The organism is Citrobacter sp. Cb031, assembly GCF_030336725.1.
In the GTDB taxonomy this organism is placed as follows: Bacteria; Pseudomonadota; Gammaproteobacteria; order Enterobacterales; family Enterobacteriaceae; genus Citrobacter; species Citrobacter braakii.
This window is the reverse complement of sequence record NZ_JAOWDA010000035.1, coordinates 211,392-232,359: the sequence shown is the minus strand read 5'-3', so window position 1 is coordinate 232,359 and position 20,968 is coordinate 211,392. Positions and strand designations below refer to the sequence as shown.

General features: G+C 52.9%; 16 protein-coding genes and 1 pseudogene. 4 read left to right on the top strand and 13 right to left on the bottom strand.

Translation table 11 applies throughout. From position 1 onward, the window contains the following. The first annotated feature begins 11 nt into the window (after positions 1-11). Positions 12-587 carry a glycerol-3-phosphate responsive antiterminator gene (locus OGV93_RS22825; protein ID WP_016154221.1) on the top strand — a complete coding sequence of 192 codons (576 nt, stop codon included), beginning with the start codon at positions 12-14 and terminating at the stop codon, positions 585-587. A gap of 50 nt (positions 588-637) precedes the next feature. Here the strand turns inward: OGV93_RS22825 and OGV93_RS22820 are convergent, their stop codons facing one another. The 5 genes and pseudogenes from OGV93_RS22820 to OGV93_RS22800 form a co-directional block, all read right to left on the bottom strand. Then, a complete protein-coding gene (locus OGV93_RS22820) occupies positions 638-1,492 on the bottom strand; it encodes an electron transfer flavoprotein subunit alpha/FixB family protein (protein WP_287110204.1) in 855 nt (284 codons plus the stop codon). After that, positions 1,489-2,271: an adenine nucleotide alpha hydrolase family protein gene (locus tag OGV93_RS22815; protein WP_220222008.1), complete on the bottom strand. Its 783-nt coding sequence runs from the start codon at positions 2,269-2,271 to the stop codon at positions 1,489-1,491. Before OGV93_RS22815 ends, OGV93_RS22820 begins: the two co-directional genes overlap by 4 nt. Next, positions 2,249-3,607, bottom strand: a pseudogene (locus OGV93_RS22810) (MFS transporter); the annotation flags it as partial. The pseudogene OGV93_RS22810 and the gene OGV93_RS22815, both read right to left, overlap by 23 nt. Before the next feature lie 45 nt (positions 3,608-3,652). Beyond that, positions 3,653-5,107 (bottom strand): FAD-binding oxidoreductase, encoded by a 1,455-nt coding sequence (locus tag OGV93_RS22805; RefSeq protein ID WP_155553878.1) that lies wholly within the window; start codon positions 5,105-5,107, stop codon positions 3,653-3,655. A 59-nt stretch (positions 5,108-5,166) separates the two neighbouring features. Continuing rightward, the gene (locus OGV93_RS22800; RefSeq protein WP_287110201.1) at positions 5,167-5,952 is read right to left on the bottom strand and encodes an SDR family oxidoreductase; all 786 of its coding nucleotides are present in this window, start codon (positions 5,950-5,952) and stop codon (positions 5,167-5,169) included. A gap of 318 nt (positions 5,953-6,270) precedes the next feature. Between OGV93_RS22800 and OGV93_RS22795 the strand changes: the two genes are divergently transcribed. Together OGV93_RS22795 and OGV93_RS22790 are read left to right on the top strand one after the other, a co-directional pair. Then, positions 6,271-7,569, top strand: a complete 1,299-nt coding sequence (locus OGV93_RS22795) for an MFS transporter (RefSeq protein ID WP_047414311.1) — start codon at positions 6,271-6,273, stop codon at positions 7,567-7,569. 26 nt (positions 7,570-7,595) lie between these two features. Then, entirely contained in the window at positions 7,596-9,074 is a 1,479-nt protein-coding gene (locus tag OGV93_RS22790; RefSeq protein ID WP_287110199.1) for an FGGY-family carbohydrate kinase, read from the top strand. Between the two features lie 52 nt (positions 9,075-9,126). On the opposite strand, the gene queE is transcribed toward OGV93_RS22790, so the two are convergent. The 3 genes from queE to OGV93_RS22775 form a co-directional block, all read right to left on the bottom strand. Continuing rightward, the gene (gene queE, locus OGV93_RS22785) at positions 9,127-9,798 is read right to left on the bottom strand and encodes a 7-carboxy-7-deazaguanine synthase QueE (protein WP_016154229.1); all 672 of its coding nucleotides are present in this window, start codon (positions 9,796-9,798) and stop codon (positions 9,127-9,129) included. 71 nt (positions 9,799-9,869) lie between these two features. Continuing rightward, positions 9,870-10,559, bottom strand: a complete 690-nt coding sequence (locus tag OGV93_RS22780) for an N-acetylmannosamine-6-phosphate 2-epimerase (RefSeq protein WP_101700177.1) — start codon at positions 10,557-10,559, stop codon at positions 9,870-9,872. Continuing rightward, on the bottom strand, positions 10,559-12,115 hold the full coding sequence (locus OGV93_RS22775) for a maltose/glucose-specific PTS transporter subunit IIC (RefSeq protein ID WP_016157348.1): 1,557 nt from the start codon (positions 12,113-12,115) through the stop codon (positions 10,559-10,561). Before OGV93_RS22775 ends, OGV93_RS22780 begins: the two co-directional genes overlap by 1 nt. 165 nt (positions 12,116-12,280) lie before the next feature. Here OGV93_RS22775 and OGV93_RS22770 point away from each other — a divergent pair, with 165 nt between their 5' ends. After that, positions 12,281-13,105 carry a MurR/RpiR family transcriptional regulator gene (locus OGV93_RS22770; protein WP_049040365.1) on the top strand — a complete coding sequence of 275 codons (825 nt, stop codon included), beginning with the start codon at positions 12,281-12,283 and terminating at the stop codon, positions 13,103-13,105. A gap of 55 nt (positions 13,106-13,160) precedes the next feature. Here OGV93_RS22770 and eno read toward each other — a convergent pair whose 3' ends face one another. The 5 genes from eno to rlmD all read right to left on the bottom strand — a co-directional run bounded on the left by eno (position 13,161) and on the right by rlmD (position 20,964). After that, complete coding sequence (gene eno / locus OGV93_RS22765) at positions 13,161-14,459, bottom strand: phosphopyruvate hydratase (RefSeq protein ID WP_003034129.1); 1,299 nt, start codon at positions 14,457-14,459, stop codon at positions 13,161-13,163. Positions 14,460-14,546: 87 nt separating this feature from the next. Then, the gene (pyrG, locus tag OGV93_RS22760) at positions 14,547-16,184 is read right to left on the bottom strand and encodes a glutamine hydrolyzing CTP synthase (protein WP_016154233.1); all 1,638 of its coding nucleotides are present in this window, start codon (positions 16,182-16,184) and stop codon (positions 14,547-14,549) included. 224 nt (positions 16,185-16,408) lie between these two features. Further along, positions 16,409-17,200 carry a nucleoside triphosphate pyrophosphohydrolase gene (mazG, locus tag OGV93_RS22755; RefSeq protein ID WP_049040397.1) on the bottom strand — a complete coding sequence of 264 codons (792 nt, stop codon included), beginning with the start codon at positions 17,198-17,200 and terminating at the stop codon, positions 16,409-16,411. Between the two features lie 130 nt (positions 17,201-17,330). Continuing rightward, positions 17,331-19,565, bottom strand: coding sequence for a GTP diphosphokinase (gene relA / locus OGV93_RS22750; RefSeq protein WP_016154235.1), 2,235 nt, complete (start codon positions 19,563-19,565; stop codon positions 17,331-17,333). A 100-nt stretch (positions 19,566-19,665) separates the two neighbouring features. After that, positions 19,666-20,964: a 23S rRNA (uracil(1939)-C(5))-methyltransferase RlmD gene (gene rlmD, locus OGV93_RS22745; RefSeq protein ID WP_284201461.1), complete on the bottom strand. Its 1,299-nt coding sequence runs from the start codon at positions 20,962-20,964 to the stop codon at positions 19,666-19,668. Between the last annotated feature and the right edge of the window lie 4 nt (positions 20,965-20,968).

The window sequence follows — 20,968 nt, the reverse complement described above, 5'->3', positions numbered from 1 at the left end:
TAGGATAATTTATGCCCCTGTTACACCTGCTTCGCCAGAATCCGGTTATTGCCGCGGTGAAAGACAACGCCAGTCTGCAATTAGCCATTGATTCCGAATGCCAGTTCATCTCTGTTTTGTACGGCAATATCTGCACCATCAGCCATATCGTGAAGAAGATTAAAACTGCCGGTAAATACGCATTTATACACGTTGATCTGCTGGAGGGCGCGTCTAATAAAGAGGTGGTGATCCAGTTTCTGAAGCTGGTCACCGAGGCGGACGGCATCATCAGTACCAAAGCGTCGATGCTGAAAGCCGCGCGGGCGGAGGGCTTTTTCTGTATTCATCGCCTGTTTATCGTCGACTCCATCTCCTTTCACAACATTGATAAGCAGGTCGCACAGTCAAACCCGGACTGTATTGAAATCCTGCCGGGATGCATGCCGAAAGTGCTGGGATGGGTGACGGAAAAAATACGCCAGCCGTTGATTGCCGGTGGTCTGGTTTGCGATGAAGAGGACGCCCGCAATGCGATGAAAGCCGGTGTGGCGGCGCTTTCAACTACCAACACCGACGTCTGGACGTTAGCGAAAAAGCTGCATTAACCCGAGGTGCCGGATAGCGGTGTAAACACCTGATCCGGCCTCCCCCTGGATTAATTTTCTGCGATGGCTGCCAACGCCTCCAGCACCGGCAGCCAGTCATCCACAATGCCGACATCCGCCTGTGAGAAGACCGGCGCTCTGGCGTCACTGTTTATCGCCACGACGAACCGGCTCTGACGAACCCCGGCCATTAGCGCCGCCGCGCCGGATGCCCCCGCGACAATGCAGACATCCGGCGCAAGCAGATGCCCCGATATCCCAATCACGCGCTCAGCGTCAAAACCACCGTTCATAACCCGCGCACGGCTGTATCCCACTTCGGCACCAAACTCCTTACCAAGAGCGGTAATTTTTTCGGCATCGGCGTCACTTCTTCCCTGCCCTACCACCAGCACACGCCCGGCCTGCAACAAAGGATGAGCTGTAACACGGTCGATGCTTTCTACGCTATCCAGCCAGTCCGGCGTCGTCGTGGGGACAATGCGGCGTTCCACCATCACGGGAAGAACGTTGCCCGACGCGCTCGTTTCCGGTTGTCGCGCCAGTGAAAGGCACAAGGGACGCGCGGTGATTTGTAGCCGGGCCGTCAGCGCATTCCCCCAGTGGGATTTCGTCACCAGCCCCTGTTGCGCATCCAGCGTCTGCACCTGGCAAACGCTGCCGCCATGCAGACGCCAGGCCAGCCGCGTCGCAAGCTCATCCCCCAGCGCACCCGCCGGAAAAATCAGGATGTCGGCTGGCGTCAGCAACCACTGCGCCGCCAGCGCGTCCAGCACCTGCTCCGCCACGTCCGGCATCGGGTCGAGCGTCCAGCGTTCCAGTTCTGCTGCATTAAGCGCGTTCCCTGCGATCCAGCCTGCCAGTGCAGCGCATTCACCCGATTCCGTAATCACAACGATCTTCATGGCTGCATCCTCTGGCGCAAATAATCATTCCACAATATCCGCGCTTTTTCCTGCGCCGTCGCGCCGTCGATAAGCGTGGCGCTGCGCCGCTGCGCCGGTCGCGCCAGCTTCTGACATTGCACGTTCGGAGTTTCATCACTGGACGCTGGCTGACGTAAAATTGCCGCTTTTGCCGCCGCCAGACGCTGACGCATTCCGGGGACGGGAAGCGCAACTTCACCACATTGCCTGACGGCAATTACAGCCGGAAGCCGCACCCGGCAGCGGCGCAACCCGGTCGCCGTTCGTTGCTCGACAACAACAAAAGGCGGCGTCAGCGTAAAACGCTCCACCTGGGTAAAGCAGGGCCAGGCCAACATTTCAGCCATCAAAAATGGCGTTTGCCCGTTCTGCCCTTCGCTACTCTGACAGCCAGTGATAATCAAATCCGCGCCGTGATGACGCTGCCAGCCAGTTATTTGCCGGGCAATGAATTCCGGCGCAAAGCGCAGATCCGCCGTCGTTTCCAGCAACACCGGCTTATCAAAACCCAGCGCGGCAAAATAGCGCAACCAATGAATCGCACGCTCATCGCTAATGCTTAGCGCGGTTAACGTCATATCACAACCTTCACGACGTTGCGCCAGCAGTAATGCCGCAGCCGCCTGCTCATCGGCACCAGGAGAACAGCGCAGCAGCGCGGTGTCCGGGCCCCGGGTATCTTCCGTCGCCGCCAGCCAGTCTTTTTCCGCCAACATGCCGGAGTCTGGTTCGGCCTTAAACGCGAACAGAATGTTCATTTGCTCCTCCCTGTCTTTTCTCCACGCTTCCGGCCACCACCAGCGGCAATGCCTTCGTTTCCGGTGCCCATAGCCAGGTCACCACAAATCCAATGAGGAGCACGCCAGCCAGCAGCAGCAACGTGACCTGCATCCCCCATTGCGCCAGCGTCCAGGGCAACAGGCCGGTGCTGATTGCCGCGCCAAGTCTGCTCATCGACGTCGCAAAACCCACGCCCAGCGAGCGGATATCCGTCGGGAAGCTTTCAGCAGGCAGGATCCCTACCAGATTACTGACCGCAGAAATTGTGGTGCTGAACAGGACAAAAAGCAGCAAAGTTAACGAGCTACCGGACGGCAGAAAAGCCATCACCACCAGCGTGGCAGCCAACAGAAAAAAACTCCCAAGCAGAAACCGACGGTGCGCCAGCAGATGTGTCAATATCAGCCCCAGCAGTGCGCCAACGATTAACAACGCATTCAGCAGCAGGCTGGCGGTGAGCGCATCCTCCAGGCCGAGGGTCCCGGCAATGGTTGGCAGCCAGGTGTAGATAACAAACCACGGGATCACCAGACAAACAAAAAACACGCTGTTAAACGCGGTTCGCCGCCAGTAGAGGGGGGAAAAGAGCGTTTTGATATGTTTCCCGGACGCCGCAGAAACCTCGTCGCCGAGCAATACGTGCGCCCCAAAATATCGGTGAACAATAGCGTGGGCTTCCGCGAAACGCCCCTGGCGCAGCAGCCAGCGAGGCGATTCCGGCGTCCCCCAGCGAAGCAGGGTAATCAATAGTGCGGGCAGCGCCGCCGACGCCAGCAGCCAGCGCCAGGCATCCGGGCTTTCGGTAATAAAGTGGTGTCCCGCCAGGCTTGCCAGCACATAGCCGATGGTCCATACCACGCTAAAAGCCCCCAGTAACACTCCCCGATGTCGTCGTGGAGAAAATTCGGCCAACAGAGTGTGCCCTACGGAATAATCGCCTCCCAGCCCAATCCCAATCAGAATACGTAACACAATGAGCTGCTCTGGCGAAGTGGCGAAAAGCTGTAAAAAAGAGGCGATGGTGATCAGCACAAAGCTGAAAGTGAAGATCTTCTGTCGACCAATGTGGTCTGAAATCCAGCCCAACACCAGACTACCGAGAAACAACCCGAGCAGCGCCGAGCCGCCAATCATCCCGGCCATAAACGGTGTGAGCTGCATGGCAGGTGTTAACTGAATAATGGCATAGCCGACAACGCCAAGAACATAGCCGTCGGTAAGGTGAGCACCAAAGGTCAAGGCGGCAATACGACAGTGAAAACCGTTAAGCGGTAAATCGTCCATTCGCACCGGTGAAGTGTTCATTTCTACCCCTGTCCGGTAAAATTGTGGCTTCCCGATCAGGAAGCCAGCTGATGTTTATTTCTCAATCGGGTAGATCGTTCCCGTGTTCATAATGCCGTTTGGATCAAACTGACGTTTCAGACCTTCCAGCAGCGGCCACGCGCTGCCATGTTCCAGCTTGCTCCAGTGAACACGATGCTTGCCGATGCCGTGGTGATGCACCATTGAGCCGCCAAGACGGATCGTCTCTTCGCAAATAATCTTGTTAAGCGGGTTGTGGTACTTATCAATCTCCTCTTCCGGCTTGCAGTCCACCACGTTGTAGTCATACACAAAGTACATGTTGGTACCGTTGATATAACTATGGGAAGAGTGACCGCCCAGCATGGTGATATCATCCGCGTGTGGGAATTCAGTGCGGATACGATGGATCACGTTTTCGTAAATTTGATGGATGCAGCTCCAACTGCCGGAAACTTCCGTCGTAAAGCCCATATTGCCGGTTTTCAGGATCTGTACGCGTTCAGCAGCCACTTTTTCCGGGCCCCAGTTCAGATGGTTAAACCAGCTCTCAATCAGCTTGCTGTCCACACGCTTACACTGTGGATAACGCGCGACGATCTCCGCAATGCCCTCGCCAGTGGCTTGCGCCATTCGCGGATTGCCCTCAGCCATGAAGATCAGCACGCATTTCCCGTCAGCAAAATGAGTGAAGTGCTGGGTGCCATCCTCGGCGTCATACAGGCGTGCAATCGAAGGACGGTAGCCTTCCACCATCACTTCACGCAGGATATCGAAACCGATTTTCATATCGTCCAGAATGTAGCCGTAAAAAAGGTTATTTTCCGGCGTGAACTTGAAGATTTTCACTGTTACTTCAGTGATATAGCACAGTGCGCCTTCGTTCCCTATAATGATGTGGCGAATGTCCGGCCCGGCAGCCCGGCGTGGCACGTTCTTGATGCGGGTTACCGTGCCGTCCGGCAGCACCGCCTCCAGCCCCACGACCATATCTTCAATGGCACCGTAAAGAGTGGAGAACTGCCCGATGCTGCGGGTTGCAACCAGGCCGCCCATCTGCGCCAGCGGCTTAGACTGCGGCGAATGCCCGGTGGTATATCCTTTTTCGCGCAATGCATTTTCCAGAATCTCAAGCGGCACGCCGCATTGAGCGGTCGCCTGCATATTTTCGATATCAATGCTCAGGATCTGGTTCATCCCTGCCCCGTCCAGCACCACGGAGTCTTTAACCACCGTTTCCAGCCCCCCTTCCGTCGCGGATGCGCCGGTACGCGGAACTCCATTGATTTTATGGTGATTCATAAACGCCAGAACGCGGGAAACCTGCTCTGTCGAACCGAGTTTTACCACTGCCGCCGGAATGGGTAGTGTATAAATACCGTGAATGTCGGCATATTTACGAAAGCGGTCAATACTGTTTTTCTTTAATACCGTTTCATCGGTAATTACGCGTTCGGACCCAACAATTTCTTTTAACTGGTCAACAATCGCTTCGCGAGATAAAGGCATAGCTATTCCTTCCTGATAATTAACAGAACAATTAATAATACAGAAACTATAGGTAGATATTAGCGAACTAAATAACCGCCATCGACGACCAGTAAATGACCGTTAACATAATTAGAAGCCTGACTGGCAAGGAATATCGCAGCCCCCATTAAATCCTGGGTATCGCCCCAACGATTAGCCGGGATATGATCCAATACGCGCTGATTCGTTTCCGGATTGCTGCGCGTAGCCAGCGTAATATCCGTTGCATAATATCCCGGTGCGATACCGTTAACCTGAATATTATATTGCCCCAATTCATCGCAATACGCCTTGGTAAAACCGGCAAGCGCATGTTTTGTCGCTGAATAAGCCGGAGACCACTGTCCGCCAAGATAAGAGAACAAAGAACAGATATTTATAATTTTACCGCTGTTTTGCGGAATCATAATTTTTGCCGCTTCGTAGCTCAGTTCAAACGCCGCCGTCAGGTTGACGTCAATCATCGGATCCCAGTCCGCACGACCAAAGTCCAGTACCTTATTCAGCTTACAAATTCCGGCATTGTTCACCAGAATATCAACGGTGCCAAAACGCTCGCAGCAGGCGGCAATAATCTTCTGCGGGGCACCTTTCTCGGTGATATCCACCTGCATGAATTCAACTTCAACACCCAGTTTCTCAATGATTTCTTTCGTTTCACCGTTATCTTTTACAAAACTTGGGATAAACAGATTCGCCCCGGCTTTCGCCAGCGCCATCGCAAAAGCCTGACCCAGACCGCTGTTGCCACCCGTTACGATCGCCGTTTTCCCTTTCAGGGAGAAAAAATTCATTGAGAATGCATTGAGAGATTCGATTGACATAGCTGGCTCCAAATTCCTTTAGGCAAAAAAAAAGAAAGGCAACTTCCCCCGCTAGAGGGAAGTCACCTTTCTCATTATCTCTGGTAACTGGAATGAATTTTTAGCATAACGAGAAATTATCTAACGTGATCAAAATCACAGATGTTTTGTTCATTTTGTATTGATGACTAAAAACAAGAAGCGTGATTATTCTCACACTATAACCCACACTTCCATGTTATTTCTAAGCGCAATTACTAGAGACCTGAGAAAAGTAATCCACCTGAAAGGGCGGTTTACTTTTCTCTTTTTTTTGTCTGCATAAAATGAGAGCCCGATATGCAACAATCCTCATATCGCCGTTGGATAACACTCGCCATTATTAGTTTCAGTGGTGGCGTTAGTTTTGATTTAGCCTATTTACGTTATATCTATCAAATTCCCATGGCAAAATTCATGGGGTTTAGCAATACCGAAATTGGATTAATAATGAGTACCTTTGGCGTTGCCGCTATTATTCTGTATGCGCCCAGCGGCGTTATTGCCGATAAATTCTCCCATCGCAAAATGATCACCTCAGCCATGATAATTACCGGCTTGCTCGGTCTGCTGATGATGACCTATCCACCGCTGTGGGTCATGCTCTGTATTCAGGTCGCATTTGCCATCACGACAATCCTGATGCTGTGGTCGGTATCAATTAAAGCCGCCTCGCTGCTGGGGGATCACAGTGAACAAGGGAAAATCATGGGCTGGATGGAAGGCCTGCGCGGCGTCGGCGTCATGTCGCTGGCGGTATTTACCATGTGGGTCTTTTCTCGCTTCGCACCGGACGACAGCAACAGCCTGAAGGCCGTGATCCTGATTTATAGCGTGGTTTACATCCTGTTGGGAATTTTGTGCTGGTTCTTCGTGAACGATGGCAACAGCCGCAGCCACGGTGCGAAAGAGGATAAGCAGCCGTTTCAGCTCAAAGATATCATCGCCGTGTTGCGTATCAGCACCACCTGGTATTGCAGCATGGTTATTTTTGGCGTCTTTACGATCTACGCCATTCTCAGCTACTCCACCAACTATCTGACTGAAATGTACGGCATGTCGCTGGTCGCGGCGAGCTACATGGGGATCGTCATCAACAAGATCTTCCGGGCTATCTGTGGGCCACTGGGCGGCATCATCACCACCTACAGCAAAATTAAGTCGCCAACGCGCGTGGTGCAACTGCTTTCAATTGTCGGCGCCGCTGCGCTGATTGCCCTGCTGGTGACGAACTCAAATCCGCAGTCCGTAGTTATGGGGATCGGCCTGATTCTGCTGCTGGGCTTCACCTGCTACGCCTCGCGCGGGCTTTACTGGGCCTGTCCCGGCGAGGCCAGAACCCCTTCTTACATCATGGGAACCACCGTAGGGATCTGCTCGGTGATCGGTTTTCTGCCCGACGTGTTCGTCTATCCGATTGTCGGCCACTGGCAGGATACGCTCCCGGCGGCACAAGCCTATCGCAATATGTGGCTGATGGGACTGGCGGCGCTGTGCATGGTCATCCTCTTCACGTTCTTATTGTTTCGCAAAATTCGCACCAACAACGCCGCACCGGAAAAGATAACCTCACTGGCCGCAGAAACCTCCGGCGAGTGAAGATGGAAAATTAAAGGAGAATGACAATGTCAAAGAAATACATCATTGGAATTGATGGCGGAAGTCAAAGTACCAAGGTTGTGATGTACGATCTGGAAGGTAACGTGGTGTGTGAAGGAAAAGGTCTCCTGCAACCAATGTTTACTCCCGACGCCGATACGGCAGAGCATCCGGACGACGATTTATGGGCTTCATTGTGTTTTGCTGGCAAAGACTTAATGAGCCAGTTCGCGGGAGATCCAAAAGATATTGTCGGGATTGGTCTGGGCTCCATTCGCTGCTGTCGCGCATTGCTCAAAGCAGACGGCACACCCGCTGCGCCATTGATCAACTGGCAGGACGCGCGCGTCACCCGCCCCTATGAGCACGCCAATCCTGATGTGGCTTACGTCACCTCATTTTCAGGTTATTTGTCACATCGCTTAACCGGTGAATTTAAAGACAATATCGCCAACTACTTTGGTCAGTGGCCGGTGGATTACAAAACCTGGACATGGAGCGACGACCCGGAGGTGGTGAAGAAATTCAATATCCCGCGCAGGATGCTGTTCGAGGTGCAGATGCCGGGAACCGTGCTCGGGCACTTGACCGACGCTGCCGCGAAGGCGACCAGCTTCCCGGCAGGATTACCGGTGGTTTGCACCACCAGCGACAAACCGGTAGAGGCCCTGGGCGCAGGATTGCTGGACGACGAAACCGCGGTTATCTCATTAGGCACCTATATCGCCCTGATGATGAACGGCAAAGCCCTGCCCAAAGATCCCGTCGCTTATTGGCCAATTATGTCTTCGATTCCGCAAACGCTGCTCTACGAAGGCTATGGCATTCGCAAAGGGATGTGGACGGTCAGTTGGCTGCGGGACATGTTGGGGGAATCACTAATCCAGGATGCGAAAGCGCAGGATCTGTCGCCGGAAGATTTGCTGAACAAGAAAGCGGCCAGCGTACCACCCGGTTGCAATGGCCTGATGACCGTCCTGGACTGGCTGACCAACCCGTGGGAACCGTTCAAACGTGGGATCATGATTGGCTTTGACTCCAGCATGGACTACGCCTGGATTTACCGCTCTATTCTGGAGAGCGTTGCGCTGACGCTGAAAAACAATTACGACAATATGTGTAACGAAATGAATCACTTCGCTAAACAAGTGATCATTACGGGCGGCGGTTCAAACAGCGATCTATTCATGCAAATCTTTGCCGACGTGTTCAATCTTCCCGCAAGACGGAATGCCATTAACGGTTGCGCCAGCCTGGGCGCGGCCATTAACACGGCGGTAGGGCTTGGTCTCTATCCGAACTATGAGACCGCAATTGAAAAAATGGTACGGGTGAAAGATGTATTCACACCAATAGAAAGCAATGCCAGACGCTATGACGCGCTGAACAAAGGGATTTTCCGCGATTTAACCCAGCACACCGATGTGATCCTGAAAAAGTCGTATGAAGTACTGCATGGCGGCCTGAATAACGTCAATTCGATTCAGAGCTGGTCTAACGCATAAGGTTGTCCGGCCTGCATGTAGCACTCAATGCAGGCCGATAACCCCATTATCATCAGGCAATATTCAGATATTTATGGGTCTGCATCGACAGACGCCAGTTCCGCGCAATACAGGTATCAATACACAAACGCGTGGCATCTTCTTTCTGGCTGATTGGCTGTAAGGCGATGATACGCGGTTTGTCGTCGCTCAACGTAGCCAGCAGTTCATCCAGCGCTTCAATATCGCGAACGCGACCAACCGGATGTTTGATTTCATTCGCACGCTCCAGCGCCTGCGACAGCACATCATAACCGCCGCGCATATTCACCTTCGGCGATACGGTCACCCAGGTATTCGGCGTACAGCGCACTTCGTGGGTACCGCTGGTTTCAATCTGGCAGCTAAAGCCGTTCTTTTCCAGCAGGTCTGTCAGCGGCATCAGGTCATGAATGCAGGGCTCGCCACCGGTTATCACCACGTGACGGGCGGTATAGCCCTGACGCACAATGACCGCCAGCAGATCCTCGCTGCTCGCCGCGCCCCATTTATCGCTCTCTTTGGTCTTAGCCAGGATGCTGTACAGGGAAACTTCCCGATCCTCAAGCTTATCCCAGGTGTGTTTGGTATCGCACCAGGCACAGCCAACCGGGCATCCCTGTAAACGAATAAAAATGGCGGGGACGCCGGTAAAGTAACCCTCACCTTGCAGGGTCTGGAACATCTCGTTAATCGGGTACTGCATAGCGCTCTCAATATGGGGATAAACGATAATTATCGCAGATCCCCGCCAAAGTATCATGCCCCATCGATGCTTTACGCGGCGATCGCCGCGGCAAAGCGTGCCGTAATCTGCTGCGGACGCGTGATAGCCCCTCCAACCACCACGGTATGGGCACCTAATGCCAGGCAACGTGCAGCACGTTCCGGGGTATCGACGTTTCCTTCCGCCACGACCGGTATGCTGACCGCAGCCAACACCTCACGTAAAAAACTGCAGTCGTTTTCCGCCAGCACATGCCCGACAGTGTCAGCGGTATAGCCGTAGAGCGTAGTGCCCACGCAGTCAAACCCCAGACGCTCGGCGGTCACCGCCTCGTCTACAGTGGCGATATCCGCCATCAGCAGTACGGACGGGTAGCGAGCGTGGACCTGTGCGACCAGTTCTTCCAGCGTTTGCCCACCAGGGCGCGGGCGCGCTGTCGCGTCCAGAGCAATAATTTCCGGCTCAACGGTCATCAACTCATCCACTTCCTGCAAGGTGGCCGTGATAAACACATCACTACCCGGATAATCGCGCTTGATAATCCCAATCACCGGCAGTGAGACGATCTCTTTGATAGCGCGAATATCCACCACGCTGTTCGCACGGATACCTACCGCACCGCCCTGTGCTGCCGCCAACGCCATACGCGACATAATAAATGGACTGTGCAGAGGCTCATTTTCCAGCGCCTGACAGGAGACGATTAATTTACCTTTCAGGCAATCCAGTACAGTTTTCATTACGATAAGATCTCTTCGACTTCGTTTTTAATGATGGTGACATGCGGGCCATAAATCACCTGAACACCTTTACCGCGAATAATAACGCCACGTGCTCCGGTCGCTTTCAGCGCCGCTTCATCTACCTTGCTGCTCTCTTTCACCGTCACGCGTAAGCGTGTGGCGCAACAGTCCACCTCTTCCAGATTCTCTTTGCCTCCCAGCCCAGAGATGACTGCCGCTGCGCGTTCACTTTGAGGCAGACCGGATTCAATTGGGGTTACGTTTTCACGCCCAGGTGTCAGCCAGCCAAAGCGGTTAATCAAATAGCGGAAGGTAAAGTAGTAAAGGAAGAACCACGGTATCCCCACCATGGGAACGTACATCCAGTTGGTTTTAGCTTCCCCTTGTAAGACGCCGAAGAGGAGGAAATCGATAAGCCCACCCGAAAAAGTTTGCCCAATAGTGATATGTAAAATATGAGCCATCATAAACGCCAGGCCATCGAAGAAGGCGTGAATGACATATAACACGGGAGCCACAAAGAGGAAGGAGAACTCGATAGGCTCAGTGATCCCCGTCAGGAAAGAGGTCAGGGCTGCCGACAACAGCAGGCCGGCGACAAGCTTTCTGTTCTCCGGCTTGGCAGTGTGGTACATCGCCAGGCATGCGCCAAGCAGGCCAAACATCATGGTAATGAATCGCCCGGACATAAAGCGCGAGGTGCCCGCATAGAACTGCTGCGTATTCGGATCGGCAAGTTGGGCAAAGAAAATCCGCTGCGTACCTTCAACCAACTGGCCGTTGACGATTTCGCTACCGCCAAGCGCCGTCGTCCAGAACGGCAAATAAAAGATATGGTGTAAACCCAGTGGGCCAAGCATACGCAGGATGAAGCCGTACAACAGTGTCCCCAGATAACCCGTCGCATCCACCAGACCACCCAGCCCAAAAATGAGTTTCTGGAAATGCGGCCAAACCACTGTCATGACAGCCCCCACAACAATCGCGGCAAGGGAGCTAATAATCGGTACAAAGCGCGAACCGCTGAAGAAACCAAGGAACTGAGGTAGTGAGACTTTATTGAAACGGCTATGCAGCGCGCAGGTGACAAGACCAATAACCACCCCACCAAACACGCCCGTTTCCAGCGTCTGAATACCCAGCGTCATCCCCTGGCCAACGGCACCCGGGTTCTCGTGCGCCAGTGTCCCGTTGAGGGTCAATAAGGCATTGATAGTGGCATTCATCACCAAAAATGCCAGCAATGCCGCCAGCCCGGCGGTACCTTTATCCGTTTTCGCCAGTCCTACAGCGACACCCACTGCGAACAACACCGAAAGATTGGCAAACACAATAGAACCGGCGCTGGTCATGATTGTGAAGATTGCCTGCAACCAGTCGACATCCAAAAACGGATAAGCCGTCAATGTGTTTGGATTCGACAGTGCGCCGCCAATCCCTAACAACAGTCCCGCGGCGGGCAATACCGCAATCGGCAGCATGAAGGATTTGCCGAAGCGCTGCGCTTTTTCAAACCATGCACCCGATGAGGCGCCGCTAAACATTTGCATCATTTTTTCATCTCCCCGACTAGTGATGAAAATTTTTACCATAATTATTTTTATAAATGAAAATTATCATCAAAAACCAGGAAGCCGATCATACTTTTTTAAAATGACTGGCATCTCTCCCCTGCTTTCCGCCACACTATCAGCAGAGAAACGCATTAAGGATTTTGCATGTCAGAAAATGAAAACCTGCTGCTGAGATTGCGCCAGAGCGTTGACGGATATAGCCGAACACAACAGAAGCTGGGAGAGTTTGTGCTTAGCGATCCGGCAAAAGTTGTCTACCTGACGATTACCGAACTGGCGCGTGAAAGCGACACCAGCGAAGCTAGCGTCACACGGCTGTGCCGTACGCTGGGGTGTAAGGGCTATAACGAGTTCAAAATGGCGCTGGCACTCGATCTCCAGCAAGAACAGCCGGTAGAGCACAGCGGGGATGAAATTGACAATGTGGTCAATGAATCCGTGCAAGCACTGCAGGACACAGCAAAATTACTCGACAGAGCATTACTTGAAGCAGCCGCTCTTGCGCTGCATCAGGCGCAGTCGGTACAGATTTATGGCGTAGCGGCCAGCGCCATTCTGGGGGAGTATTTACATTACAAACTCCTGCGCTTGGGCAAACCCGCACAAATGTTCAGCGATATGCATCGCGCAGCCATGAACGCCACAACGCTAAGCAAAGACACGCTCGTGGTGGCGATTTCCAGCTCAGGCTCCACGCGCGATCTGCTGCATGTCGTTAAACTGGCGCGTAAGCAAGGCGCGCGCGTACTGGCGTTAAGTAATACGCCGCGCAGTCCGTTGGCTTCGCTGAGTGATATTCAACTGGTCGCAGCCAAACCAGAAGGTCCGTTGAGTGCTGGTGCGCTAAACGCCAAGGTGGGAGTGATGCTGTTGGTAGAACTGCTCACCACGTCACTGATTGCGCTGGATGAAAAGTACAGTGATGTGAGCCAGAAAACCGCCAGTGCGACCTTACCGCTACTGCTTTAGAGGCATAAAAAAACCCGCCGCAGCGGGTTTTTACGTTAAGAGTTAAAGAACAGGATTACGCCTGACCTTTGATCTCTTTACGACCGTTGTACGGCGCTTGTTCACCCAGAGCTTCTTCGATACGAATCAGCTGGTTGTACTTAGCAACGCGGTCAGAACGGCTCATAGAACCGGTTTTGATCTGGCCTGCAGCGGTACCAACAGCCAGGTCAGCGATGGTAGCGTCTTCAGTTTCGCCAGAACGGTGAGAGATGACAGCGGTGTAGCCAGCGTCTTTCGCCATTTTGATCGCAGCCAGAGTTTCGGTCAGAGAACCGATCTGGTTGAATTTGATCAGGATGGAGTTAACGATGCCTTTTTCGATGCCTTCTTTCAGGATCTTGGTGTTGGTTACGAACAGATCGTCACCAACCAGCTGGATTTTGTCGCCCAGAACTTTAGTCTGGTATGCGAAACCGTCCCAGTCAGACTCGTCCAGACCATCTTCGATGGACACGATCGGGTACTGTTTGGTCAGCTCTTCCAGGAAGTGAGTGAATTCTTCGGAGGTGAATGCTTTGTTGCCTTCGCCAGCCAGAACGTATTTACCGTCTTTGTAGAATTCAGAAGCTGCACAGTCCATCGCCAGGGTGATGTCTTTGCCCAGCTCGTAGCCAGCTGCTTTAACCGCTTCAGCGATTACAGCCAGAGCTTCAGCGTTGGAACCCAGGTTCGGCGCGTAGCCGCCTTCGTCACCCACTGCAGTGTTCATACCTTTAGCTTTCAGAACTTTAGCCAGGTTATGGAACACTTCAGAACCCATACGTACGGCTTCTTTCAGGGTTTTAGCGCCAACCGGCTGAATCATGAACTCCTGGATGTCAACGTTGTTGTCAGCGTGCTCACCACCGTTGATGATGTTCATCATCGGAACCGGCATGGAGTATTTGCCCGGAGTACCGTTCAGTTCAGCGATGTGTGCATACAGCGGCAGGCCTTTAGCAGCAGCTGCTGCTTTGGCGTTCGCCAGGGACACAGCCAGGATGGCGTTTGCACCGAAGTTGGATTTGTTTTCAGTACCGTCCAGATCGATCATGATCTTGTCGATGCCAGCCTGATCTTTAGCATCTTTACCCAGCAGAGCCTGAGCAATTGGGCCGTTAACAGCTGCAACAGCTTTCAGTACGCCTTTACCCATGAAACGGGATTTGTCGCCGTCGCGCAGTTCCAGTGCTTCGCGGGAACCAGTAGAAGCACCTGACGGAGCTGCTGCCATACCAACGAAACCACCTTCCAGGTGTACTTCGGCTTCAACAGTCGGGTTACCACGGGAGTCGATGATTTCACGACCGATGATTTTAACGATTTTGGACATTAGATTTTCCTCAGTACAAGTTAAACTAAAACTCCAGACAAACAATGCACCCGGATGGGTGCATTGCCGTTCTAACTTTTTTACTTCTTACTTCGCCTGACGCTTCTGATGTTCACTGGCGGCTTTCACAAAGCCGGCAAACAGCGGGTGCCCATCACGTGGCGTGGAAGTAAATTCCGGGTGGAACTGACAGGCCACGAACCACGGATGATTCGGTACCTCAATGATCTCGACCAACTGATCATCACCGGAACGGCCTGCAATACGCAGACCCGCAGCTTCAATCTGTTTCAACAGCATATTGTTGACTTCGTAACGGTGGCGATGGCGTTCAACAATTGTCGGCGCGCCGTACAGCTGACGAACCAGGCTATCGTCGCTCAACTGACACTGCTGGGCGCCAAGGCGCATTGTGCCGCCCAGATCGCTCTTCTCGGTACGGACTTCAACGTTGCCGTCTTCATCGCGCCATTCGGTAATCAGGGCCACCACCGGGTACTTACAGTCTGGCACAAATTCCGTGGAGTTGGCGTTATCCATACCCACTACGTTACGTGCAAACTCAATCAACGCAACCTGCATACCCAGGCAAATACCCAGATAAGGAACATTGTTTTCACGCGCAAAGCGCGCTGTCGCGATCTTACCTTCAACACCACGGTAGCCGAAGCCGCCAGGGATCAGGATTGCATCAAGACCTTTCAGGATCTCAACGCCGCGCGTTTCGACATCTTGCGAATCGATCAGCTTAATGTTGACGGTGACACGATTCTTCAGACCACCGTGCTTCAATGCTTCGATAACTGACTTATAGGCATCCGGCAGTTCAATATACTTGCCGACCATACCGATAGTCACTTCGCCTGCCGGATTCGCTTCTTCGTAGATAACCTGTTCCCATTCTGACAGATTAGCTTCCGGACAGTTCAAGCTGAATCGTTTACAAATATAATCGTCAAGGCCCTGGGATTTCAACAGGCCTGGAATTTTATAGATGGAATCGACATCTTTCATTGAAATAACGGCTTTTTCTGGCACGTTACAGAACAATGCAATTTTTGCACGTTCGTTGGCCGGAACCGCGCGATCGGAACGACAGATCAGAATGTCAGGCTGGATACCGATAGACAGCAACTCTTTTACCGAGTGCTGAGTCGGTTTAGTTTTGACTTCACCGGCAGCGGCCAGGTAAGGAACCAGAGTCAGGTGCATAAACAGCGCGTGTTCACGACCGATATCCACCGCTAATTGGCGAATCGCTTCCAGGAATGGCAGGGATTCGATATCACCGACCGTACCGCCGATTTCAACCAGAACGACGTCATGACCTTCGCCACCGGCAAGGACACGCTCTTTAATCGCGTTGGTGATGTGCGGGATAACCTGTACGGTTGCACCCAGATAGTCGCCACGGCGCTCTTTGCGCAGGACATCGGAGTAAATTCGACCGGTAGTGAAGTTATTGCGGCGAGTCATTTTGGTACGAATGAAACGCTCATAGTGACCCAGGTCCAGGTCGGTTTCAGCGCCGTCTTCAGTAACGAACACTTCCCCGTGTTGGATTGGACTCATAGTACCTGGATCGACGTTGATATACGGATCCAGTTTCATCATGGTCACGTTGAGGCCACGAGCCTCAAGAATGGCTGCCAGGGAGGCTGCGGCAATGCCTTTACCCAGAGAGGATACGACCCCGCCGGTCACAAAAATATAGTTCGTTGTCATGCTGGACCTGAGAAGTTAGGGTGAAACGATGGAATTACCAAGACGGGAAAGTAGTATACCCGAACATGACGAGCGCCACAAACTTTCATTATTCCTCCTCTTCACCAGGCTCACATAAACATCGGGAGTGAGAAAATAGCCCCTTTGGGGTAAATGTTTTTGACGTAAATCAAGCGCTTGTTATTTAAAAAATCACACAAATCGCCCTTGACCGACGAAATCCCTTAGAGATCAATTTCCTGCCGTTTTACCTGTTGCCAGACTTCTTCCATAGTTTCCAGATCAACACCAGTCATTTCCAGACCCCGGGCCGCTACAATTCGCTCAACCTCACGAAAACGGCGCTCAAATTTCTCGTTCGCTTTTTGCAATGCGATCTCAGCTTTAGTGCCTAAATGCCGAGCCATATTGACCGTCGCAAACAGCAGGTCGCCCATTTCCTCCTCCAGTTTAGCCTGGTCGACAACAGCCTGCTTCGCCTCAAACATGACTTCATCGATCTCTTCGTAAACCTTGTCGACAACCGGTCCTAATGTTTTCCAGTCGAAGCCAACATTAGAGCAGCGTTTCTGGATTTTTTGGGCGCGCATTAACGCCGGTAAACTACGGGGAATATCGTCGAGTGCGGAATGCTGCGCCTTCTGGGCGCGTTCTTCGCTTTTGATTTGCTCCCAGCGGGTCAACACCTCAGTGCTGTTACTGGCAGAAACATCAGCAAAAACATGTGGGTGGCGACGCTCAAGCTTATCGCTGATGGCGGCGCAAATATCATTGAAATCGAAACGTCCTTCTTCCTGAGCCATCTGGGCGTAAAACACCACCTGGAACAGCAAGTCACCCAGCTCTCCACGCAGGTCGTCGAAGTCTTCCCGCGCAATTGCGTCCAGCACTTCATAGGTTTCTTCGAGGGTGTAAGGGGCAATAGTGGCGAATGTCTGCTCTTTGTCCCAGGGACAACCGTTTTCCGGGTCGCGCAGGCGCTGCATAATACCGAGCAGTCGGTCGATTTGATTCATTGGAATATCCTGAAATTTCAATACGCGAGGCCAGATAAGACGACAGCCGATATCCGGCAACATGGCAATGCCTGATGGCAACGCTAACGCGCCTCACCAGGCATGCAAACTTATCTGGCCTATAAAATAATTAATTACCGTGCAGACGACGTGCGTCGATCACATCCGGCACCTGGTTCAGCTTGCCAAGCACGCGCCCGAGCACCTGCAGGTTATAGATTTCGATGGTCATATCGATGGTAGCCAGCTGCTGTTTGGTATCACTCCGGCTGGCAACCCCCAGCACGTTCACCTTCTCGTTGGCAAGAATCGTGGTGATATCACGTAATAAGCCGCTGCGATCGTTAGCCTGGACGCGAACCACCAGCGAATATCCTGCCGAGTAGCTTTCGCCCCAAACCGCATCAACAATACGTTCCGGCGCATGGGAGCGCAGCTCGGTCAACTGTTCGCAATCCGCCCGGTGCACGGAAATACCGCGGCCCTGAGTGATAAACCCGACAATTTCATCGCCTGGAATCGGCTGGCAGCAGCGCGCAATGTGGTGCATCAGGTTACCCACCCCTTCCACCACCACGCGACCGTCGTCTTTACGGCGACTCTGCGGCGCCTGCGTTTTCTGCTGAAGCTGTTTCAGCGCGGCGGCATCCTGTTCGGCTGCGCTTGGCTTATTAAACTGCGCCTGCAGGAAGTTCACCATCTGGTTGAGGCGAATGTCCCCCCCACCAATCGCCGCCAGCAGCTCATCCAGCTCATTGAAGCTGTAGCGCGGCAGCAGGTGCTTTTCCGCTTCTTTCAGGCTAATGCCTAAATGCGCCAGCTCATCGTCGAGGATCTGGCGGCCAGCAAGGATGTTTTTGTCGCGGTCCTGTTTACGGAACCAGGCGTGGATCTTCGAACGCCCCCGACTGGTGGTGACATAGCCGAGGTTAGGGTTCAACCAGTCGCGGCTTGGGTTTGGCTGTTTCTGGGTGATAATTTCAATTTGATCGCCCATCTGCAGCTGGTAGGTAAACGGTACGATGCGCCCGCCAATTTTCGCGCCAATGCAACGATGCCCCACATCACTGTGAATATGATAAGCAAAATCGAGCGGTGTGGAGCCCGCAGGTAAGTCCACAACGTCGCCTTTTGGCGTAAAGACGTACACTCGGTCATCAAAGACCTGGCTACGGACTTCATCCAGCATTTCGCCAGAGTCCGCCATCTCTTCCTGCCAGGCGATCAGCTTACGCAGCCATGCAATACGATCTTCATGACCAGAACGCGCCACGCCGGAAGCAGTGCCCTCTTTGTACTTCCAGTGTGCCGCAACGCCCAGTTCGGCATCTTCGTGCATCTGTTTCGTTCGGATCTGAATTTCAATGGTTTTGCCGCCCGGTCCCAGCACAACCGTATGAATTGACTGATAGCCGTTGGGTTTCGGGTTAGCAACATAGTCATCGAATTCATCCGGCAGATGGCGATAGTGAGTATGCACTATCCCGAGCGCGGCATAGCAGTCCTGTAAACGCTCCGCCACGATACGCACCGCGCGCACGTCGAAAAGTTCATCGAAGGCCAGCTGCTTTTTCTGCATTTTGCGCCAGATGCTGTAGATGTGCTTCGGACGTCCGTACACTTCGGCTTTGACGCCTTCCGTTTTCATCTCTGAGCGCAAATGACCGACGAACTCATCAATGTAATGCTCGCGATCGATGCGACGTTCGTGCAGCAGCTTGGCAATACGTTTGTATTCAGCCGGGTGCAGGTAACGGAAGCAGTAATCTTCCAGTTCCCATTTTAATTGCCCGATACCCAAACGGTTGGCCAGCGGCGCATAGATATTGGTGCACTCTTTTGCCGCCAGAACGCGTTCATCTTCCGGTGCGTCCTTCACTTCACGCAGATGTGCAATCCGCTCCGCCAGCTTGATGACCACACAGCGGAAATCATCCACCATAGCCAGCAGCATGCGGCGAACGTTATCGACCTGTTCGGATGAGACTGAATCGGTATGAGTGGCCTTAAGCTGGCGTATTGCCGCCATATCCCGCACGCCGTGGATAAGATGAACAATGGATTTGCCCACGCTCTCACGCAGGATGTCTTCACTGACCACGTTGGCATCTGCCAGAGGGAACAGCATTGCTGCGCGCAGCGTGTCGATATCCATGCTCAACATGGAGAGTATTTCAACCATCTCCACGCCACGCCATAACAGCAGATCCGCATCCGGATGCCCCTGTGTCTGCTGCTGGCAGTACGCCCAGGTTTCGGCTAAGCGTTCACACGACTGCTGGCTGGAGATCCCCAGACTCGCGATCCATTTCTTTGGATCAAACTCACCAGCTTTATTTATATGTGCACTTCTTACCGCAACCATTGTCCTCTCCTTAAGGGGCCTGGCCTGTCGAAGTCGACAAGCCATACCCATTGTCTTTCACGCTGCATTACCACCCGAAATCCAATGGGTACAAAATTTATTACATACGCTCAAACAGGACCATTGATTCCAGGTGTCCAGTGTGCGGGAACATATCGAGCATCGCCAGTCGCCGTATGACATATCCCGCGTTGAGCAAAGCGTCGCTGTCACGAGCCAGCGTTGCCGGGTTACAGGATACATAAACAACGCGTATAGGTTCTAATTTTATAATATGTTGCATCACACCTGCAGCCCCTGCACGCGCAGGATCGAGCAATACTTTGTCGAATCCGTTTTTCGCCCACGGCTGCCGGGTAACATCTTCCTCAAGGTTTTCATGAAAGAATGTCACATTGTGTAATCCGTTATTCAGCGCGTTTTCCCGGCCTTTTTCCACCAGCGCCGGTACCCCTTCCACCCCCACCACGTTTGCAGCCCGGGTTGCCAACGGCAGGGTAAAATTACCCATTCCACAGAACAGATCGAGTACGCGATCTTCAGGTTGCACATCAAGCCATTCGAGCGCACGGGCCACCATTTGTTGGTTTACCCCTTCATTGACCTGAATAAAATCACGCGGGCTGAAGGTTAACCGTAGTCCATTTGAGTCATACCAGGGCGACTCTTCTGATATTGATTCCAGTATCTCGCTTTGCGGGGCCAGAAACAAAGACAGCCCCTGAGAATGCGAAAAGCATTCCAGTTTTTCTTTATCCTGAGCACTTAATGGCGCCGTGTGGCGCAAAATCATCAGGGTTCCGCTCCCCGCCTGCACCAGCTCGACATGACCAAGATGGCGTAACCCTTGCAGACTTTCCAGACACGCCCGGATGTGGGGCAAGAGCGCTTCAAGCTGGGGCACCAAAATAGGGCATTGTTTAACATCGATAATGTCGCTGGATGCGGATTTGCGAAACCCCATCTGCAATTTTTGTTCTTTTGGCCGATAGTTCAGGCTCAACCTGGCGCGACGACGATAGCCCCACGGGGTATCAGCTATAACATCCGACACTTCACATTTCATTAAACGCGACAACGCCGCGCTTTTGCTACGCTGCTGCAACGAGATGCTGGCATGCTGCTGCTGGCAGCCGCCGCACACGCCAAAATGCGGGCAACGTGGCACTTCACGCTGCGGACTGTCGTTTAAACGTCGTTTTACTTGCGCGCGGGCGAACTGTTTTTTATCTTCGGTAATCACCACCTCGGCGCTTTCCTGAGGTAGCAATTCCGGTATAAACAACGCCTTTCCGTTATGGCGAGCAACGCCCTGGCCGAAAGGATCAAGGTCATTGACGGTAACGGTTATGATCTGACGCGTCGTCACGCGTCGTTTTGCAGAGTAGAATTGCGCCATCGAC

What these genes read in the sequence shown, in the direction of transcription:
- OGV93_RS22795 (WP_047414311.1), top strand. Translation starts at nt 6,271, where the DNA reads ATGCAACAATCCTCATATCGCCGTTGGATAACACTCGCCATTATTAGT.
- OGV93_RS22770 (WP_049040365.1), top strand. Translation starts at nt 12,281, where the DNA reads ATGTCAGAAAATGAAAACCTGCTGCTGAGATTGCGCCAGAGCGTTGAC.
- queE (WP_016154229.1), bottom strand. Translation starts at nt 9,798, where the DNA reads ATGCAGTACCCGATTAACGAGATGTTCCAGACCCTGCAAGGTGAGGGT.
- OGV93_RS22775 (WP_016157348.1), bottom strand. Translation starts at nt 12,115, where the DNA reads ATGATGCAAATGTTTAGCGGCGCCTCATCGGGTGCATGGTTTGAAAAA.
- OGV93_RS22800 (WP_287110201.1), bottom strand. Translation starts at nt 5,952, where the DNA reads ATGTCAATCGAATCTCTCAATGCATTCTCAATGAATTTTTTCTCCCTG.
- OGV93_RS22780 (WP_101700177.1), bottom strand. Translation starts at nt 10,559, where the DNA reads ATGAAAACTGTACTGGATTGCCTGAAAGGTAAATTAATCGTCTCCTGT.
- OGV93_RS22825 (WP_016154221.1), top strand. Translation starts at nt 12, where the DNA reads ATGCCCCTGTTACACCTGCTTCGCCAGAATCCGGTTATTGCCGCGGTG.
- OGV93_RS22815 (WP_220222008.1), bottom strand. Translation starts at nt 2,271, where the DNA reads ATGAACATTCTGTTCGCGTTTAAGGCCGAACCAGACTCCGGCATGTTG.
- eno (WP_003034129.1), bottom strand. Translation starts at nt 14,459, where the DNA reads ATGTCCAAAATCGTTAAAATCATCGGTCGTGAAATCATCGACTCCCGT.
- OGV93_RS22820 (WP_287110204.1), bottom strand. Translation starts at nt 1,492, where the DNA reads ATGAAGATCGTTGTGATTACGGAATCGGGTGAATGCGCTGCACTGGCA.
- relA (WP_016154235.1), bottom strand. Translation starts at nt 19,565, where the DNA reads ATGGTTGCGGTAAGAAGTGCACATATAAATAAAGCTGGTGAGTTTGAT.
- pyrG (WP_016154233.1), bottom strand. Translation starts at nt 16,184, where the DNA reads ATGACAACGAACTATATTTTTGTGACCGGCGGGGTCGTATCCTCTCTG.
- OGV93_RS22790 (WP_287110199.1), top strand. Translation starts at nt 7,596, where the DNA reads ATGTCAAAGAAATACATCATTGGAATTGATGGCGGAAGTCAAAGTACC.
- rlmD (WP_284201461.1), bottom strand. Translation starts at nt 20,964, where the DNA reads ATGGCGCAATTCTACTCTGCAAAACGACGCGTGACGACGCGTCAGATC.
- OGV93_RS22805 (WP_155553878.1), bottom strand. Translation starts at nt 5,107, where the DNA reads ATGCCTTTATCTCGCGAAGCGATTGTTGACCAGTTAAAAGAAATTGTT.
- mazG (WP_049040397.1), bottom strand. Translation starts at nt 17,200, where the DNA reads ATGAATCAAATCGACCGACTGCTCGGTATTATGCAGCGCCTGCGCGAC.